Source organism: Halorientalis sp. (assembly GCF_028275115.1).
GTDB lineage: Archaea > Halobacteriota > Halobacteria > Halobacteriales > Haloarculaceae > Halorientalis.
Window position 1 is genome coordinate 13,608 of record NZ_JAQCNH010000075.1, and the last position, 18,049, is coordinate 31,656.

Here is an 18,049-nt window from a genome sequence, read left to right on the forward strand (position 1 = left end):
CCCGTCTTCTGCACCAGCGGTCCGGTGGACGCTGCATACGCTGCCCGTACTCGCTGTCGTCAGGTTCGCAACCGAGGCGAGCGGTTCTCCGGCGGTGCTGTCGGTCGCCGTTCGGTCGTCGAACGGAGCGCTGAGAAGCTTCGATTCGAACGCGACCACTCCTCCGACACGCGTTCGTGCGCGTCACCGGTCAGTGGTCGACGTCCTCGTACACCCACTCGGCGTCCGACTTCTCCCAGTCGACCAGTTCTCCCTCGTCGAAGAACAGGTCGATCTCCCGCTCGTTCGCGCCGGGGTCCTCGTGATCGGAGCCGTGGATGACGTTCTGCCCGAGGTCCAGACCGAGGTCGCCCCGGATCGTCCCCGGTGCGGCCTCGGCGGGGTCGGTCGTCCCCATCATCTGTCGGACCTGCCGGGTGGCGTCGGCGCCCTCCCAGACCATGGCCATCACGGGACCGGACGTGATGAACTCGACCAGGCCGTCGAAGAACGGCTCGTCCTCGTGTTCGCCGTAGTGCTCGTGAGCGAGGGCCTCGTCGATCTGCATGAACTTCGCGCCGACGAGCTTCAGACCGCGGCCTTCGAGACGGCCGATGATATTGCCGATCAGGCCGCGCTGGACGGCGTCAGGTTTCGCCATCACGAACGTACGCTCGTCGTGACTCATCTATGCTTCGGCCTCCTCCTCGTCGGCCTCGTCGGCTTCCTCGTCCTCGTCGGCCTCGTCCTCTGGGTCGGGGACGGCGCCGGACTCGGCGTCTTCGAGATCGGGGGCCGCGCCCGAACCCTCGACCGTGTCTGCGTCCTCGTCGTCCTCGGGTTCCGGTTCGTCCTCGGTCTCGGGTGGTTCCGGCTCGTCGGCCGTCTCGGCGGCGCGTTTGCCGCCGGCCGTCCGGCCGGCCTCGGTCCAGCCCACGTCGCGGGCTTCACGGCCGAGGTCGGCGTTTTTCTCGCACTTGGACGAGCAGAAGTGGACGGTCGAGCCGTCGTTCTGCACCAACATGGTGCCCGTGCCGGGTTCGATGTCGCCGCCACAGAAGTCACATTTGCGGGTTCGTGGCATTATTGTCCACCGATCTGGTCGGCCTCGCGGGCCGTCTCCCGGAGCTGTAGTACGTCGCCCTCACGCACCGGACCGAGGACGTTCCGAGTGATGATGCGGCCCTGGTTCTCGCCTTCGCGGATACGACACTTGACCTGCATGGCCTCCCCGTGCATCCCGGTTCGGCCGACGACCTCGATGACCTCCGCGGGCGTCGAGCCGCCGTCGTCTTCAGTTTCTTCTGCGCTCATATCGAGTCACCTACTGGAGGTCCTCGAGCTTCTGTGCGATGTCGTCGACATCGCCGCTGGCCTCGCCAGCCGTGACGATTGCCGCCGCGGCACTGCCGACTTCCAGTCCCGCCGCGTGACCCACGTCCGACTGGGACTCGACGAACAGGTACGGCACGTCCTTCTCGGCGGCCAGTTCGGGCAGGTGCATGACGATCTCCTCGGGCTGGACGTCCTCGGCGATGAACACGAGGTCCGCGTTCCCGCGTTCGATGGCTTTCGTCGTCTCGTTCGTTCCCTTCTTTACAACTCCTGTGTCCCGTGCGACCTCCAGAGCCTCGAGGGCGTCCTCGGCGAGGTCGACTGGGACGTCGAAATCGACGTATACTGACATTGGTATTCACCTCCTGCGCGTGGGCTCGCGCTCCCCCGCCTGAGAAACCGCCAGCCCGAGACGATGGGTCTCCGCCGCAGTCACGGCGAAAGAGCTCGACCATCGTGGCCGACGGCAAAGTCCTGAGAGGCTAGGAGCATCATCAACCCCGCGCAGGCTGTATCCCTTCATTGGCTATCCCCCGCTAAAAGCGCTTTCGATGCCGCTACACCCGTGTCAGGTGTCCGCATATCGTTTTCGGGCCAGCTGGCACCGCTCGGGCCACAGTCGTGAATCCTGACACGTAGCGAACGAAAGCGCACCGCTGGAGCCGTGGGACGATGTCGGCGCCAGCGGTCCGGGGCTCCCCGCCGCCGAGTTGGCGGCCTTGAACTCGGAACAGAACACACTCGTGACGGGTGCTTACACGACTGGCGCACCGAATCCGAGCCGCCCACAGAGCGCCGTCCGTCGCGTCGGCAGGTTCGACCCTCCAGAATCGGACGGTCGAGCGTTCGGGCACGAGAACCGTCGAAATCGCCAGAGACAAGCCGGCGGCCCGTCGAAGAAGCTGTATGCTCGACGAGGTCGTCCGGCGGATTCGAGAGGAAGCCCGCGAGGCCGACGAGCGTCGGCTCCTCGTCCTCGCGGGCGGTCCCGACCGGACGCGCCGTGCCGCAGCCGACGCCTTGGACGTCGCAGCGGTCGGCCGGTCCGACGCGACGCTGATCGGGCCCGAACCCGCCCTCGACTGCGAACACCTCCAACCCAAGCGCTCGGCCGGACTACTCGGGACGACTCGCGAGGCCGTCGTACTCGACCTCCACACGGCCTGCCGACCCAACGTAATCGGCCGGGCCGTCGGCGTCGTGGACGGTGGCGGTCTGCTTGTCTTGCTGACGCCGCCACTGGACGAGTGGCCCGACCGTCGCGACGAGTTCGACGAGGGACTGGCGGCGCCACCAGCCGACTTGTCGGCCGTCACTGGTCACTTTCGCCGCCGTCTCGTCGACACGCTCCGGTCCCATCCTGGGGTCGCCATCGTCGACATCGACGCCGGGCGGACCGAACGCGACGGACTGACCGACCCCGCGCCCGCACTCAACCGGCGGGCGCTCTCGCTGCCCGATGGACGGACGTTTCCCGATTCCATCTACGAGGCCTGTCTGACCGCCGACCAGGTCGAGGCTGTCCTGGAACTCGAACGGCTGCGCGAGGACGGCGAGGCTGTCGTGGTCGAGGCTGACCGCGGACGTGGGAAGTCGAGCGCCGCGGGCCTGGCCGCAGGAGCACTCGCGCTCGCAGGTGAGGACGTGTTGGTCGTCGCCCCGGCCTACCGCAACGCCGCCGAAGTCCTCTCGCGTGCCCGTGAGCGTCTCGCCGCCGCCGACGCCCTCGTCACCGTCGACGACCCCGAGACGCCCCAGGAACTGACCGCCTCGGACGGACGAGTTCGCTTCCGCCAGGCGGCCAGCGCGTCCGGCGAGAGTCTGCCGGAGGCCCCCGATGCCGTCGTCGTCGACGAGGCCGCTGCCCTCCCGGTTCACGTCCTCGAATCGTTTCTCGACGCACCGGCCGTGGCGTTCACCACGACCGTCCACGGCTACGAGGGCGCTGGCCGGGGGTTCTCCGTCCGCTTTCGTGACCGCCTCGCGGAGAGTGACCACGGGGTCGCCGAGGTCCGGATGGCAGAGCCGATTCGGTACGCTGCCGGCGACCCGGTCGAAGTGTGGGCGTTCCGGGCCCTGTTGCTGGACGCCAGTCCGCCGGTCGACCCGCTCGTCGGCGACGCGCGGCCCGAAACCGTCGAGCACGTCACGTTGGAACCGTCTGAGCTGCTGGCCGACGAGAACCTGCTCCGGGAGGCGTTCGGCCTGCTCGTGCTGGCACACTACCGAACCGAACCCGCCGACCTGGCGCGGTTGCTCGACGCTCCCAACGTCGCCGTCCGCGCGCTGGTACACGACGGGCACGTCGTCTCCGTGGCACTCCTGGCCCGTGAGGGCGGTCTCGACGCCGAGACGCGGGCCGATATGTACGACGGTGACCGCATCCGCGGGAACATGCTCCCGGACGTACTCACGACGCAACTCCGCGACGAGTGCGCCAGCGTCCCGGTCGGCTGCCGTGTCCTCCGGATTGCAACCCACCACGCTGCGCGGTCGCGTGGCCTGGGGTCGTGCCTGCTCACGGACATCCGAGAGGGGCTCGCAGACGACGTGGATTGGCTCGGCGTCAGTTACGGCGCGACTCCGGCGCTACTGTCGTTCTGGGCCGACAACGGTTTTACGCCGGTACACCTCTCAACAACGCGTAACGACGAGAGCGGCGAGTACTCCGCGTTGATGCTCGACCCCACGAGCGATGCGGGGACCGAACTGTTCGAGCGCCACGTCGAGCAGTTCGCCGCGCGCATCGGCGGCGTGCTGGGAGACCCGTTGGCCGACCTCGACCCGGACGTGGCACGGGCGGCCCTCTCGACGCTAGAGCGTGGCACCGAACCCGACCTCGACGACTGGGAGTGGCGACACGCTGCCAGCGCGGCGTTCGGTCCCGGCCTGTTCGACATGGCACCCGGCCTGTACCGCCGGCTGGCGGCTGCGTACTTCACTGGACCTGCGGCTCTCGACCTCACGTCCCGCGAGGAACGGCTACTGGTTTTGAAAGCGCTACAGGGCCGGCCGTGGGACGCGGTTGCGACGGCTCTCGACTACCACTCCACGGGCCAGGCGATGCGCGCCCTCGGTGACGCGATGGAACCCCTCGTCGACGAGTTCGGCTCCGACGCGGCACAGACGGAGGCAGACCGATACAGATGACCGGACCCGTACTGACGGCCGTTCTCGGCACCGACCCGGTGGTGTGGGTCGCGGTCGGACTGGCGCTCGTCGGCGTCCTCGGAACGCTCGTCCCGCTCGTTCCCGGGGCACTCCTCTCGCTGGGGGGTGTCTACCTCTACTGGTGGTCGACGGGCTACACTGACCCCGGCCTGATCGTCCTCGGAGCACTGACGCTTCTGGGGCTGTTGATAGTGGTCGTCGACTGGTTCGCGGGTGCGCTCTCGGCGAAAGCCAGCGGCGCTGGCAACCTGACGACGGTGCTGGCCGGCGTCGCCGGGTTCCTGTTGTTTTTTGTCGCCGGTCCGGTAGGCATCTTACTGGGCGTCGCCGGCGTAGTCTTTCTCGCGGAGGTGCGCCGTACCGGCGACGCCACCGCCAGCGCGCGCACGGCCGTCCTCACGACCGCCGGAATGCTCGCCAGTACCGTCGCACAGTTCCTGCTGACGACCCTGCTCGTTCTGGGATTCCTGCTCGCCGTGCTGCTCTAACCCGACATCTGCCGACGGTCGAAAATCTGGCCCAAAATTCTGCATGACTGTCGGGTTTTGCCGATTCTTTCTCGTCGACTGAAAGCAAGGACGGCGATAATATTTGTACGCGGCGGAAAATATTTGTCGGCTGCAGTCGTTCATGTAACTGGCAATCGTTACCACGGGACTGGGGTGTCGGGTTGCCGGCACTGTCGGACTCGCCTCGGGATTACAATGTCAGGGAAATCGCTACGACGGAGCATTGAGGTCGAGTACTGGGTGATCGACGCCGACGGACGGCTGGTCGAACCGGGTGACCTGGTGAACGCGTCGCCTGGCGTCGAGCGGGAGTTCGTCGAACCGCTGCTGGAGATAAAGACCACACCGTGTGAGACGACTCGGGCGCTGCGCCGCGAGTTGTTCGAGCGAGTCGGGGCCGTTCTTCGGGAGGCCGAGCGATCCGGAAAACACCTCGTGCCGCTGGCGACGCCGATCCGAGAGGGAGTGATCCGCGATCTGCCCAGCGAGCGGACCCGAATCCAGGACCGCATCCTCGGCGACGACTTCGAGTACGTTCGACACTGTGCTGGGACACACGTTCACGTCGAACAGTCCCCGGGCGACGAGATCGACCAGTTGAACACGCTGATCGCGCTCGACCCCGCGCTCGCGCTGGTCAACTCCTCCCCGTATTTCCAGGGCCGGCGTCTGGCCGTGGGCGCGCGGTCGAAGCTGTACCGTTGGCTGGCCTACGACGACCTCTCACATCAGGGGCGGCTGTGGCGGTACCTCAACGAACGAGGACAGTGGACTCGTCGGCTCGAACGGCGCTATGAGGAGTTCGAGCGCGCGGCCCGCGAGGCGGGCGTCGACCGACGTGCCGTGCAGGCGAACTTCGACCCCGAGAGCGCGGTCTGGACGCCCGTCCAGCTCAGGGACACCTTCGGAACCGTCGAGTGGCGCTCGCCCGACACTGCGCTCCCGAGTCAGGTCGTCCGCCTCGCCGAGGACGTTGCCGCGGTTGCGACCAGCGCCGCAACGGCCGACGTTCGGATCGACGGCGACGCCGGCCGCGTGACCGACGAGGAGATTGTTTTGCCGACGTTCGATACGGTGATCGAACACGTCAACACGGCCATCCGGGAGGGGCTCGAGTCACAGTCGGTCCGGTCGTATCTCGAACGGATGGGGTTCGATATCGCGGCCTACGAGCCGCTCGCGCACGAAATCGACGGCGAGGGACCGATAACGCCCGAGCAGGCGCGGATACGCCGGCTCGAACAGGCAGACCGCCTCGAGCGAGACGTTCGGCAGACACAGTCCCTGGGCGACGACTAAGCGGTCACGTGTCGCGGCCGGTCGCTGGACTGTCCGTTACCGGGTGACCAATGAGAGTGGCGACCCAACACCGGCCTATGGCCACCTGTTCGGAGCCTGACTGCGAGGCGTCGGCTGCCGTGGAACTGCACATCCCGTGGGACGAGAACTGACTGGTGTGTAGGCCACACCAGGGGTTGGGCGCAGAAAGACGGCGTCGTCGCCGACCCATCCGACGACGCGGACGGTTAGAGGTTCATTTCCATCATCACCTCGTCGATGTAGTCACCGCTCATTTTGTAGTGGTCGTGGCGTCGGGCCTCCTCCTCCCAGCCGTGTTCCTGCAAGAACTCGATAGCGGCGTCGTTCGTCGAGGGGACGCTGTTGTAGATTCGTTCGTAGCCCTGCTGAGCGGCCCATTCGAGGCCCTGCTGCAGGAGACGACTCCCGATGCCGCGTTCGCGGTACTCGTTCAGAACGCCGACGGTGAGTTCCGCCGTGTGGGACAGTTTCTCCACCTTCGGATGTTCGAGGTGGACCCAGCCCACCACGTCGTCCTCGACGCAGGCGACGAAGAACATCCGCGACTCGACTTCGTTGTGCCGGAGTAACACCTCCTCGTGGTCGATCATATCGGCAACGCTCTCTGCGACCACGTACGTCCCTGCGTCGATGGCCGACCGCATCACGCCGACGATTCCAGTCATGTCTGCCTGTCGGGCCTGCCGGATCGTGTACTCGATCTCCTCTTTTTCGTACTCCTCTCGGGTGGCCTCGTCGTAGGCAATCTGGAGATAGCCCTCCTCGGTCTCCGCGACGACCCCGTCGCGTTTCAGGATCGCGACGTGGTGCCCGAACTCGCGTGGCTCCATGTTCAGGGCATCACGCGCCTGCGCCTGGGTTACGTTGCCGTGACTCTCGACGTACTCGTACACGTCTTTTCGCCCCCGGTGGCCGAACTCCAGCTGCTCGGTCAACTCCATGATATGCGTTACCACGTCACGTCACTTAACTGTTTGTCAACCGAGCGGGGTTCCACAGCCCGCCCGCTGTTCGTGTTTAATCGACGCGACACAGGCCTTAGATTTAATATGATTACATAGTTAATACAACGCAATCTACTATCGACATTACTTTGTGTGAGATCGTAATGAGTGAACACTCCCTCTCCGCGACGGAGGTGTCTGCCCGCCCGATCCGTGTCTTACACGTCGACGACGACCCGGCGTTTCTGGAGCTGGCCGGTGAGATGCTGCAACGGACCGACGAACCGCTCGACGTGACGACCGAGACCGACCCGCGGGCCGCGCTCGAGCGACTCGCGTCGTCGTCGTTCGACTGTGTCGTCAGCGACTACGAGATGCCACAGATGGACGGTCTGGAGTTCCTCCGTCACGTCCGCGAAGACCACTCGCAGCTCCCGTTCGTCCTCTTGACCGGCAAAGGTAGCGAAGAGATCGCTAGCGAGGCTATCTCGGCCGGCGTTACGGACTACCTGCAGAAGGGGCCACGGGAAGACCAGTACACACTCCTGGCCAACCGCATCGTCAATTCGGCCGAACACCACGCCGCGGAACGCGAGGTCGACCAGACACGGACCCGTTTCTCGAAACTGCTCGAACACTCCGCCGACTACATCTTCATTATCGACGGCGACGGGAGGCTGACATACGTCACCCCGTCGGTCGAGCGGGTGCTCGGCTACGACCCCGAAGAGATAATCGGTGAAGATGCGTTCGCGTTCCTCCATCCCGAGGGCGTAGACCGAGTCAGGTCGAACCTGACCGACGTGCTCGGGTCACCGGACACCGAGACGACGGTCGAGCTCCGAGCACGACACGAGGACGGCTCCTGGCGCTGGGTCGAGATCAGAGCCCGGAATCTGCTCGACGACCCTAGTATCGAGGGTATCGTCGGTAACGTCCGCGACGTGACCGCCCGGAAAGAGAGCGAGGCGGAACTCGACTGGCACCGCTCGGTCATCACGAGCATGGACAAAGGCGTCTACGTTCTCGACCGGGACCACCGGTTCCAGTTTATCAACTTCCGCGTCGCCGACGATCTCGATGTCTCGGCAGAGGCGTGGATCGGCGAACACGTCTCGTACCTCGACGAGGTCGGCATCTTCTCCGAGTCGGCAGTTACAACAGTCAAGTCGGCGGTCGACGACGTTGCCGCGGGCGAGCGCGACGAAGTCGAGCTGGTTCTCGAACCCGCGGTGCCAGCGTCGACCGACTTTCTCGAACTTCGGATTCGGCCGCTTGAGGCCGGCGGCGACACCGGGTTCATCCTCGCGACGACGCGTGACATAACCGAGCGCAGACGCAACGAACTCGACCTCGAGCGCAAGAACGAGCGCTTGGAATCGTTCGCTTCGGTCGTCAGCCACGACCTCCGCAATCCGCTCCAGGCCGTCTCGACGTCGCTCGACCTGCTCGATGCCGAGGTCGACAGCGATCACCTCGACCGCAGTCACCGCGCCGTCGGCCGCATGGAGCGACTGATTCGCGAAGTCCTCGCGCTGGCACGTGAGGGCAAAACCATCGACCACCCGTCACCGGTGTCGCTGGCCGCCATCGCCAGAGACCGCTGGGCAGCGATTCCGACCGACGACGCGACCCTCGACGTCGAAACGGAGGCACACATCTTCGCCGACGCGAACAGGCTCGAACAACTGCTGGAGAACCTCTTTCGCAACGCCATCGAACACGGTGGCTCCGACGTGACGGTCCGTCTCGGCTCCATCGGCTCCGACAGCGGTGTTGGGGAGGCTTCGTCGGCATCCGACTCCAGCGGCGGTTTCGTGGTCGAGGACGACGGTCCCGGCATCCCAGCCGAACGCCGCGACCACGTCTTCGAGATGGGATACTCTACCGCGGCGGACAGCCCCGGACTCGGGCTCACTATCGTCGACGACGTCGCGCAGGCCCACGGCTGGTGTGTCGCGGCGACCGAGAGCGGTCGTGGCGGGGCGCGGTTCGCGTTCACCGACGTGGAACTCGTTTGAGCCAGCGACGAGCCTCAGATGGCGGACGCTGGCGTGTCGGACGTGTACCACAGCGCCCAGGCGATCAGGACCCCCTGGAGCGGGAGCCGAATCCAGCGCCCGGGCCCCGGCTCCGCGATTATCGCCGGTGCCCCCTGAATCACGACGCCGGAAGTCGCCATGTAGATATTCGCCGGAAACACCGCCAGCAACAGGCCGACGAGCCCCCAAGCAGCGACCCGGCGGGTCCGGGGCACCATCACCCCGATTCCGACGGCGACTTCAGCGACTCCGGAAAAATAGACGAGCGCTGTCGGTGCCGGCAGCTGTGGCGGCACGATCTGTGCGAACAGGTCTGGCACGACGAAGTGTGACACGCCGGCCACCACGTAGATGGCTCCCATCACGTAGACGAGCGGCGTTTTTACTCGCGACGACTCGTAGTTCCGCACGGACATACCGAACGTCGTGACCGTTCAGGTTTTGATGCTTCGCATTTTGTCGGACACGCCGGTCGTCTCGTGCGCCCGGACGACCCCGGCACGTCACCCATCTCCACATCCGCGGTTTTGAACCCCGCGAACGCGATGTCGGGTTCCGCCGCTAACTGGCCGGTCCCCGTCGCGAGCGTGATTGACCTCGCCCAGGTGTCGGCCGCACCTATCTCCCGGTCCGAGAGGAGAGAGGTCGTCCGCGTAGGCGTCTGCCACTCCCTCCCGCAGGACCGCTTTGTAACCCGGTGGGCCCATGCTCATCAGCGATACGGTGCCGCCGTGACGAACTTTCGTCTGGAGTGCCGCCTCCAGCGCGTGCTTGTCGTTGGGGTTCATCACGGTCGGTGTCTTGCCGCGTTCGAGGTGACCGTCCTCGTCGAACAACACCTGTCTCTCCCGGCAGTCCTGAACGCCGTTCGTGAGTACCAGGGTGTATAGATATCACGACTTCTGGGTGAACGTGCCTACCACTGTCGACCTGGTATTCTATTTTGTTTCCAAAAGAATATTATACTTATTCGGGGGACTCGCCGGTAACGACTGAACAGTAAAATCGCGCCGTCGACAAACTGGTAAACGCGCTCGGTTAGATACGGCCGGCGCGGCCGGGGTCGACGTCTATTGCGTCGACCGGGCAGACGTCGACACAGAGCATGCAGTCGATGCACTGCTCCTCTTTGACCGGGTCGGCCTTGATTTCGCTCTCGGGGTGGTCGGGCGTGTCGACCCACTCGAACACGTCGACCGGGCAGTCTTCCAGACACGCACCGTCCGCGATACAGATGTCGAAGTCGACGGCGACGTGTGTCCCGTGGATTCCGAGTTCCTCGGGTTCGTCGACCGGCCCCCACACTGCGTGGTCCTCGTGGTCCTCCTCTTTCTCGCGGTTCTGTTCGAACTCGGGATCGATAGCCATTGGTACCTAACCGGTAGTTCGGCTGGGGACGCACTTAAGTCTTGGACCGGACGTCGGGTCAGGAGTGAGCGTAGTACGCCACCGTCTCGTCCTCGTCGTGTCGGTCGATCCGCGCGAATCCGATCCGTTCGAACTGAACCATCGCGTCGGGGTCGTAGTCGGTGATGCCGGGTTCGGCCCGCCCGTCGACGTCACCGTCCATCGTCCGCAGGGTCAGCGGTTCGCTCTCGTCGGCGGGCACCCAGTGGACGACGTCCACGTCGCCGTCCCGCACCACGTCGATATCGTCGTCGGTGAATTCGAGAGCGTCAGCCTCGCGACGGACCGGTCCGTACCCCTTCAACCAGACGCGTTCGCCGTCGGCCGGCGCGTCGTCGGACTCCAGCAGGACCGCCGCGTCCACGGGAATGTCGCGCTCGCCGCGGTCCTCGTGGTTGGGATGGACCGGCGGCTGGCCTGCGTCCGGACCGCCCTCGACGACGAACCGCTCGCCGTCCCGAACCAGAAACGCACGGTCGGTGTCCTCGTCGATCATGTCGCGGTTGTTCGCGTAGATCGACGACATGGCCAAGTCGACGTTCGAGGTCGAGGTGCCGAGACCGACCATCGCGTCGACGATGGCCTGCCCGCGGATGCCCCGTCGTCGGAGACTCGCCAGTGTTGGCGCGCGCGGGTCGTCCCAGCCGTCGAGTTCGCCGGCTTCGATTCGCTTCTTGATCGTCGACGTGCTCATCGACACGTCGTAGGCGTTGACCTGCACGTGGCCCCAGTGGATCACCTCGGGGTACTCCCAGTCGAAGTAGTCGTAGACGAACCGCTGGCGCTTAGCCGAGTCCTGCAGGTCGATCCCGCGGATGATGTGTGAGACGCCAGTGAGGTGGTCGTCGATTCCGCTCTGGAAGTCGAGCATCGGCCAGCAGCGATAGTCGCTGGCCTCGTCCCGTGGGTGGGGGGTGTCGATCATCCGGAACGCCACCCAGTCTCTGAGTGCCGGGTTCTTGTGCTCGATGTCGGTTTTGACCCGGAGGACCTTCTCGCCCGCCGAGTACTCGCCGTCGATCATCGCTGCGAACTCCTCGCGGGTGGTCTCGGTGTCCTTGTCCCGGTGGGGGCAGGCCTCACCGGAGTTTTTCATCTCCGAGAACTCGCTCTGTGGACAGGAACAGGTGTACGCACCGCCGAGGGCGATCAGTTCCCGGGCGTGGTCGTAGTAGGTCTCCAGACGGTCGCTGGCCCGGACGACGTCGTCCGGCTCGAAGCCTAGATACTCGATGGACTCGAGAATCGCGTCGTAGGCGTCCAACTCGGGTCGCTTCGTTTCGGGGTCCGTGTCGTCGAAGCGGACGACGAAGGCCCCGTCGTAACGCTGCTTGTACGTCCCGATGACGGACGGCATCCGGGCGTGACCCAGGTGCCACGGGCCGTTCGGGTTCGGGGCGGCCCGGAGCCGAACCTCGTCGTAGTCCGCCGCGTTCGGCAGTTCCGGAAGGTCGTGTTCGTCTTCCTCGTCCTCGGCGTCCAGTTCGGCGACGAGGTCCGGGTCGAGTTCTTCGAGCCGTTCGCGGCGCTCCGCCGTCGACATGCCCCCGACCCTGCCGACGACGGGGCCGATAACCTCGGGAATCTCGTCGCCGTGTTCGCGGAACGCCGGGTTCTCGCCCATCAGCGGCCCCATGATCGCACCGACCTGCGGGTCGTTGTCGTGTTTTAGAGCGTTGAAGAGGGCGTTTCTCTCTGCCTCTTTCTTGACTCGCTCGCGTACCTCGTCGTCCATTTTGTCGTCACTCCGGCGCGCCCCCTCAAAACTCCGCCGTTCCGTGCGCGGTCACAGCTCGATGCGTTCACCATCGTCCGGAATCGCAACCCCGTCGACCGTCGCCGCCAGGTCCTTCCAAGTCGCGAGACAGTAGCTGATCGCGTCCATGTGGTCTGCGACCACCGGCACGCCGTCGGCGACCGCTTCCCGGACCGAACCGACCGCTTCCGGTGTCATCGTGGTCGGCTCTCCCTCGACGGACTGTGTCGCCCCGGCGTTGACGACCACCGCGTCCGGATCGTGTGTGTCGATGGCCTTCGGCACCGTGTCGTACCACACCGCGTCGCCCGCGAGGTAGATGGTCCGAGAGCCGTCGAAGTGATCCCGGCGACGGTGCGTGACGAGAACGGCGTCGTAGTTCAACGCGACGTCGGGGAGTTCCACGGGTTCTACGAGGGGGTTCTCCCGGTCGTTAGGCGAGTTGGGAATCGGCGGGACATCGCCGGATTCGCTCAGCATCGCGTCCACGAGAACGGTCGTATCGTCGACCTCGAGTAGGAGTGTGGCGTGTCGGAGACGTCGTATCGCGGCCATTCCCTTCGGGCTGGCTGGACTGAATAACTCTCCGAGTGGTCCCGACGGGAGCCCTGGCGGCCGGCGCCGAAACTACTACGAGATTCACACCGGTCCCGGTCAGTTACAAAAACCGCACGGAACGAGCCGTCGTCGGTTCGTCACCACGCCGCGGGCCGGCCCGTTTCAACCCTGCCAGACTCTGAGTCCGCGGTCCGTGCCGGCACCCACGGCGAGCCGGCCGTCCGGGAGCGTGACGCCGGCGAGGTTCGAAGTCAGCGGCCGGTCGAGGGAGAGCCGCCAGTCGGTCGTCGCCCCGTCACCAGTCCGCTCAACGCCGACCAGCACGTCTTGATCGACGACGGGCACGAGCAGTTCGACAGTTCCGTCGCCGTCGAGGTCGGCCGCGAGTGCTTGGTCGGCGTTGTACGACCCGTAGGTGTGCGTCTGCACGTTCGGGTACTCCGCGACGACCGAGAGGGACCCCCCGTCCAGTCGATAGAACTCGACGACGTGGTCGACGTGTGGCTTTCGAGTGACGGCCAGTTCCGGTCCCGCACCGCTGAACAACGCGACCGCTAGCTGGTGTCGCCAGCCGGGCCCGTAGAGCGGTCCGCTCGCCTGTCGCCGGCCGTCGCGGCCGTACACCGCTATCCGGGCGCCGTTCTCGCTGTCCGCGACGGTCAGGATCAGTTCCTGCTCCCCGTCACCGTCGAGGTCCGCCGCGATGGGCGCGAGCCCTTCGACCACCTCCGGCGGACCGACCTGTGTCCGGACTGTCACTCCTGGCACCGAAGCGTCGAATATCACGAGACTGCTCCCCTCTACCCGGTTTCCGAGCGCACCGTGTTTGTACCGCGTCGTCACGTCCCCTAACACGGCGTACTCGCTCCCTGTGACGTGGACGATACGACCGTCCCGCGGAGCGGCGATCGGAAAACGCTGGGTCCCAGATTCCGCACGCAACACGAGGTCACCGTCACCGGCGATAGAGAGAACCCCCGACTCCGAGACGACCGGATGTGTGCGACTCGCTGTCGCACCGCCACCACGAAGCAGCGACGGGCCGCCTTCGGCCGAGTACGACACCGGCGGCGCCCCGCCCGGAAGCGATCTGTGGGCGTTCAGTTCGGTCGCCTCCCCGTCCGTGACGCGGTAGGTCGTCGCGTCGCCGGTGGGACTGACGACCGTCCAGAGACTACCGGCTTCGCCGGGGAGGGCGACAATCCACAGCGGCCGGGATTCGGTCTCGACGGTGACCGGGTTGGTGTCGTGGATGGAACCCGCTCCATCGAGAACGCGGTTCCCGGAGGGCTGTACGTGCGTGTAGCCGTACCGGCGGTCCGGCGAGAGCGCCGCCGATGTCGGCGTCGGCATCGGCGTCTCCCGGAGGAAGTCACCGGAACAACCGGCGAGACCGGTCGCGGCCCCCAGCCCTGCGAGGACCCGGCGTCGGGTTCGACGGTCCATACTGGCCTCTCGGCGGGTCGGAAAATAAGGGCACTGTTGGTCGACAGGTCGGCGGGTCAGTACTCCCGCTCGATGAGGTAGTCGGCGATACCGCCGAGCAGGTCCCGGCTGTGATTGTCCGGGAGCACGGCCAGGTTCGCTTTGCCGCTACCGATGAGTCCGTGGGCGGCGTCGCGGGCGTACTCGATACTGCCGGCTTCGCGCAACTGCTGGACGGCGGTCTCTATCTGGTGTTCCTCGGCCGCTTCGACCGACTCCGCATCGACCAGGCCCTCGACGTCGACGCCGTTGTCGCGGGCGTGCAGCGTGACCAGCGTCTTCTTGTTCTCTATCAGGTCACTGCCGCGTTGCTTGCCGAGTTTCGCGCTCGGCGTGGTCAGGTCGAGCAGGTCGTCCTGAATCTGGAACGCGCGGCCGATGTCCAACCCGTAGCCGTAGAGTGCGTCGACCGCGTCGTCGTCACCGAGCAACATGGCGGGGACTGCTGCGGCCGCGGCGTACAGCACCGCGGTCTTGAGTTCTACCATGTCCAGATACTCGTCGGGTTCGACGGCGTTGCGGGACTCGAAATCGATGTCGAAGGCCTGTCCCTCACAGATTTTCGTGCAGGTCGTCGCCAGTTCCGACAGCGCCCGGACCGACCGCTCGGCCGGCGCGCCGGTTTCGAGCATGACCTCGAACGCCTTCGAGTAGAGTGTATCACCCGCGAGAATGGCGGTCTCGAGGTCGTACTCGCGGTGGACTGCCGGCACGCCACGGCGCATATCGTCGTCGTCCATGATGTCGTCGTGGATCAGGGTGAACGACTGGATAATCTCGATGCTGACCGCCGCCGACATCACGTCGATTGGGCCGTCCGGAGCGGGGAAGACGTGGTAGTCCTCGCCGAGCGGGTCGGCGTCTGCGATCGCTTCCGCGGCCAAGAGGAGAATTGTTGGGCGCAGACGCTTACCACCCGCGTCCAACAGGTATCGAGACGCTTCGTAGAGGCGTTCGGGGCGGATGATCGGCAACTGCTCTGGGATGGCCTCGTTGACCAGGTCCCGACGCGCAGTGATCGCCTCCTCGACGGCCGCCTCATCCGCGCGTGGTGTCGTCATTCGTCGACGAGCGTAATCAGATTCCCGTTCCGTGTGACGTGCAGATCACGTCCGAGGTCGTAGCCCAGGTTCTCCGCGAGGTCCACGTACGGTGCGAACCCTTTCATATCCTGGTGGGCCGGGATGATGTGCTGTGGCTGGAGCGTGTCGAGCATCTGGTAGTGGCCCTCCTCCCGGAGGTGGCCCGAGACGTGGATGTCGTCGTAGATACGGGCGCCCTGCATCCCCAGCAGTTTCTCGCTCTGGTAACGCTGGCCCTCGTTGGTCGGTTCCGGGATGACCCGTGCCGAGAACATGACCTTGTCGCCGTCTTCCAGTTCGTACGGTGTCTCGCCGCGACCCATTCGGGTGAGCATCGCACGCGGCTCTCCCTGGTGGCCCGTGACGATGGGCAGGTAGTCCTCTTTGCCCTCCTTCATGATTCGCTTGAACGTCCGGTCGACTGATTTGCGGTGGCCGTACATCCCCAGGTCGTCCGGGAAGTCGACGAAGTCCAGCCGTTCTGCAGTGCCGGAGTACTTCTCCATCGACCGGCCGAGCAACACCGGCTGGCGGCCGATGTCCTCGGCGAACTCGACGAGAGAACTCACTCGGGCGATGTGACTGGAGAACGTGGTCGCCACGATCCCACCGTCGTAGTCCTCGACGCTGTGCATCACGTCTTTTAGATGACGGCGGGCGACCGACTCCGAGGGCGTCCGGCCCTTCCGGCCGGCGTTGGTACAGTCCTCGATGTAACAGAGAACGCCGCCGTCCTCGCGGGCGATCTCCCGGAACCGCTTCATATCTATCGGGTCGCCGATGACCGGCGTGTGGTCCATCCGCTTGTCCAGCCCGTAGACAATCGAGCCTTCGGGTGTGTGGAGAACCGGGTTGATCGCATCGATAATCGAGTGTGTGACGTTGACGAACTCCAGTTCGTTGCGTTCGCCGATCTGCATCGTCTCGCCGGCCGCCATCTTATTCAGGTCGTTCTCGACGCCGAACTTCTCCTCGCCTTTGATCTGCTGTTTGACGAGTTCGATGGTGAACGGAGAGGCCACGATGGGCGCGTTGTACCGGTGAGCAAGCTTCGAGATGGCCCCGATGTGGTCGAGGTGGCCGTGTGTCGGCACGATTGCCTTCACGTCACCTTCGAGGTCGGACATGATCCGGTCGTCCGGGATCGCGCCCATGTCGATCAGGTCGAGACTGTGCATCCGTTCGGTTTCGACGTTGTCGTGGATCAGGACCTTCGAGAGGTTCAGACCCATGTCGAAGATGACGACGTCGTCCCCAGCACGCACTGCAGTCATCTGCCGGCCGACTTCCTCGTAACCGCCAATTGTCGCAATTTCGATTTCCATGATTGTGTTGCCGAGACGGGCCCCGCAGAAACGGACGACTCGCGGCGACCGGCAAACAATCGATTCTGATCCGAGGGCTGGCGACTCCCGACTCGCCGACGATTTCCGTGCGGCACCAGGCCAGAACGTGGCCCGCGCCGCGCGACGACGGACGGGTGTCGGTCCCGTTCCGGACACATCGACTCGCTCGATGTGTTGCCGGCCGCCGTGTCCGAGTCCGGGCGGCCGTACGCTCGGTTACTCAAATATTCGACATCCGTTTATAAAACTGTTGGGTTTGGCAGGCACTGGTCCCGCCTCAGTCGGCTGTCTCACCCCATCGGTGACTGGTGCAACAGATGTCCACCGTCGACGACGTAGTAACTCCCGGTAACGTAGTTCGCCGCCGGACTCGCCAGAAAGAGGACGACCGGCACACAGTCCGCCGGGTCGCCGAACCGGTCCGCGGCCAGATCCGCGAGCAGTTGCTCGGGCAGTGACCCACCGACCGCGCCGGCGACCCCCTCGGTCTCGATGATGCCCGGTGCAACCGTGTTCGCACGGATGCCGAACTGGGCCCACTCGCTGGCCAGCGACTGCATCAGGTTGTGAACGCCTGCCTTTCCGGCCCCCGAGTGAGCGTGGTAGGGCGCGCCGAACTCCGAATTGGTCGCCCCCATCGAGACGATCGTCCCGCCGCCGTTGTCGATCATGTGCTCACCGACGGAAAACGAACAGTAGGCCGTGCCGTCGAGTATCGTCCCCACCACCGAGCGCCAGCCGTTGGCCGACAGTTCCTCGGTGGGCGTGATGAAGTTCGCCCCCGCGTTGTTCACGAGGATCGTGATTTCGCCCAACTCGTCGATCACCGCCTCGGTCATCGCGTCGACTCGCTCCTCGTCTCGCACGTCGACAGTCGTCGCACAGGCCCGCTGACCCCTGGCTTCGATCGCCTCCGCTACTGGTTCTAGATGGTCCATGTCCCGGCTGGCGATGGCCACATCCGCCCCGTGGTCCGCCATCGCCAGTGCGATCTCCTCGCCGATGCCCGTCCCACCACCTGTGACCAGTGCGGTCTCACCCGCCAGCAGGTCGTCTGCGAACACGTCCAGACTCGGCGGCGTCGGATCGAACCCTGCCATCCTCTACATTCGCGG

At 65.3% G+C, this 18,049-nt stretch carries 19 protein-coding genes and 1 pseudogene; 6 read left to right on the forward strand and 14 right to left on the reverse strand.

The window, feature by feature from the left end; translation table 11 throughout:
• Positions 1-190: 190 nt before the first annotated feature.
• The 4 genes from ndk to rpl7ae are packed head-to-tail and all read right to left on the reverse strand — an operon-like array spanning position 191 to position 1,666.
• Positions 191-667: a nucleoside-diphosphate kinase gene (gene ndk, locus Q0964_RS10075; RefSeq protein WP_299266774.1), complete on the reverse strand. Its 477-nt coding sequence runs from the start codon at positions 665-667 to the stop codon at positions 191-193.
• The gene (locus Q0964_RS10080) at positions 668-1,063 is read right to left on the reverse strand and encodes a 50S ribosomal protein L24e (protein ID WP_299266777.1); all 396 of its coding nucleotides are present in this window, start codon (positions 1,061-1,063) and stop codon (positions 668-670) included. It lies immediately after the preceding gene.
• Entirely contained in the window at positions 1,063-1,293 is a 231-nt protein-coding gene (locus Q0964_RS10085) for a 30S ribosomal protein S28e (RefSeq protein WP_077204891.1), read from the reverse strand. The genes Q0964_RS10080 and Q0964_RS10085 overlap by 1 nt, the downstream gene beginning before the upstream one ends.
• A 10-nt stretch (positions 1,294-1,303) precedes the next feature.
• Complete coding sequence (gene rpl7ae, locus Q0964_RS10090) at positions 1,304-1,666, reverse strand: 50S ribosomal protein L7Ae (protein WP_299266787.1); 363 nt, start codon at positions 1,664-1,666, stop codon at positions 1,304-1,306.
• A gap of 554 nt (positions 1,667-2,220) precedes the next feature.
• On the opposite strand from rpl7ae, the gene tmcA reads away from it, so the two are divergent.
• The 5 genes from tmcA to Q0964_RS18635 all read left to right on the forward strand — a co-directional run bounded on the left by tmcA (position 2,221) and on the right by Q0964_RS18635 (position 6,524).
• Positions 2,221-4,464, forward strand: coding sequence for a tRNA(Met) cytidine acetyltransferase TmcA (tmcA, locus tag Q0964_RS10095; RefSeq protein WP_299266789.1), 2,244 nt, complete (start codon positions 2,221-2,223; stop codon positions 4,462-4,464).
• On the forward strand, positions 4,461-4,973 hold the full coding sequence (locus Q0964_RS10100) for a DUF456 domain-containing protein (RefSeq protein WP_299266792.1): 513 nt from the start codon (positions 4,461-4,463) through the stop codon (positions 4,971-4,973). Before tmcA ends, Q0964_RS10100 begins: the two co-directional genes overlap by 4 nt.
• Positions 4,974-5,189: 216 nt before the next feature.
• Positions 5,190-6,293 carry a glutamate-cysteine ligase family protein gene (locus Q0964_RS10105; protein WP_299266797.1) on the forward strand — a complete coding sequence of 368 codons (1,104 nt, stop codon included), beginning with the start codon at positions 5,190-5,192 and terminating at the stop codon, positions 6,291-6,293.
• Positions 6,294-6,343: 50 nt separating this feature from the next.
• Positions 6,344-6,445, forward strand: a complete 102-nt coding sequence (locus Q0964_RS18630; protein ID WP_475405826.1) for a DUF8014 family protein — start codon at positions 6,344-6,346, stop codon at positions 6,443-6,445.
• Positions 6,408-6,524 carry a DUF8014 family protein gene (locus tag Q0964_RS18635; protein ID WP_475405832.1) on the forward strand — a complete coding sequence of 39 codons (117 nt, stop codon included), beginning with the start codon at positions 6,408-6,410 and terminating at the stop codon, positions 6,522-6,524. Before Q0964_RS18630 ends, Q0964_RS18635 begins: the two co-directional genes overlap by 38 nt.
• Here Q0964_RS18635 and Q0964_RS10110 read toward each other — a convergent pair.
• Complete coding sequence (locus Q0964_RS10110; RefSeq protein WP_299266801.1) at positions 6,521-7,255, reverse strand: GNAT family N-acetyltransferase; 735 nt, start codon at positions 7,253-7,255, stop codon at positions 6,521-6,523. The genes Q0964_RS18635 and Q0964_RS10110 overlap by 4 nt on opposite strands.
• A 167-nt stretch (positions 7,256-7,422) precedes the next feature.
• Between Q0964_RS10110 and Q0964_RS10115 the strand changes: the two genes are divergently transcribed.
• Positions 7,423-9,279 (forward strand): PAS domain S-box protein, encoded by a 1,857-nt coding sequence (locus tag Q0964_RS10115; protein WP_299266803.1) that lies wholly within the window; start codon positions 7,423-7,425, stop codon positions 9,277-9,279.
• A 14-nt stretch (positions 9,280-9,293) separates the two neighbouring features.
• On the opposite strand, the gene Q0964_RS10120 is transcribed toward Q0964_RS10115, so the two are convergent.
• From Q0964_RS10120 to Q0964_RS10160, 9 genes and pseudogenes are all read right to left on the reverse strand, one after another.
• Complete coding sequence (locus Q0964_RS10120; RefSeq protein WP_299266809.1) at positions 9,294-9,716, reverse strand: DoxX family protein; 423 nt, start codon at positions 9,714-9,716, stop codon at positions 9,294-9,296.
• An 89-nt stretch (positions 9,717-9,805) separates the two neighbouring features.
• Positions 9,806-10,181 (reverse strand): annotated as a pseudogene (locus Q0964_RS10125) (electron transfer flavoprotein subunit beta/FixA family protein); the annotation flags it as partial.
• Positions 10,182-10,338: 157 nt separating this feature from the next.
• On the reverse strand, positions 10,339-10,668 hold the full coding sequence (locus tag Q0964_RS10130; protein WP_299266812.1) for a 4Fe-4S dicluster domain-containing protein: 330 nt from the start codon (positions 10,666-10,668) through the stop codon (positions 10,339-10,341).
• 58 nt (positions 10,669-10,726) lie between these two features.
• Positions 10,727-12,442 carry a glutamate--tRNA ligase gene (locus Q0964_RS10135; protein WP_299266815.1) on the reverse strand — a complete coding sequence of 572 codons (1,716 nt, stop codon included), beginning with the start codon at positions 12,440-12,442 and terminating at the stop codon, positions 10,727-10,729.
• 51 nt (positions 12,443-12,493) lie between these two features.
• Positions 12,494-13,018: an MBL fold metallo-hydrolase gene (locus Q0964_RS10140; RefSeq protein ID WP_299266818.1), complete on the reverse strand. Its 525-nt coding sequence runs from the start codon at positions 13,016-13,018 to the stop codon at positions 12,494-12,496.
• A gap of 165 nt (positions 13,019-13,183) precedes the next feature.
• The gene (locus tag Q0964_RS10145) at positions 13,184-14,467 is read right to left on the reverse strand and encodes a hypothetical protein (protein ID WP_299266821.1); all 1,284 of its coding nucleotides are present in this window, start codon (positions 14,465-14,467) and stop codon (positions 13,184-13,186) included.
• A gap of 56 nt (positions 14,468-14,523) precedes the next feature.
• Positions 14,524-15,567: a geranylfarnesyl diphosphate synthase gene (gene idsA3 / locus Q0964_RS10150; protein ID WP_299266824.1), complete on the reverse strand. Its 1,044-nt coding sequence runs from the start codon at positions 15,565-15,567 to the stop codon at positions 14,524-14,526.
• On the reverse strand, positions 15,564-16,913 hold the full coding sequence (locus tag Q0964_RS10155; protein ID WP_299266853.1) for a ribonuclease J: 1,350 nt from the start codon (positions 16,911-16,913) through the stop codon (positions 15,564-15,566). The genes idsA3 and Q0964_RS10155 overlap by 4 nt, the downstream gene beginning before the upstream one ends.
• 311 nt (positions 16,914-17,224) lie before the next feature.
• A complete protein-coding gene (locus tag Q0964_RS10160; protein WP_299266858.1) occupies positions 17,225-18,034 on the reverse strand; it encodes an SDR family oxidoreductase in 810 nt (269 codons plus the stop codon).
• Between the last annotated feature and the right edge of the window lie 15 nt (positions 18,035-18,049).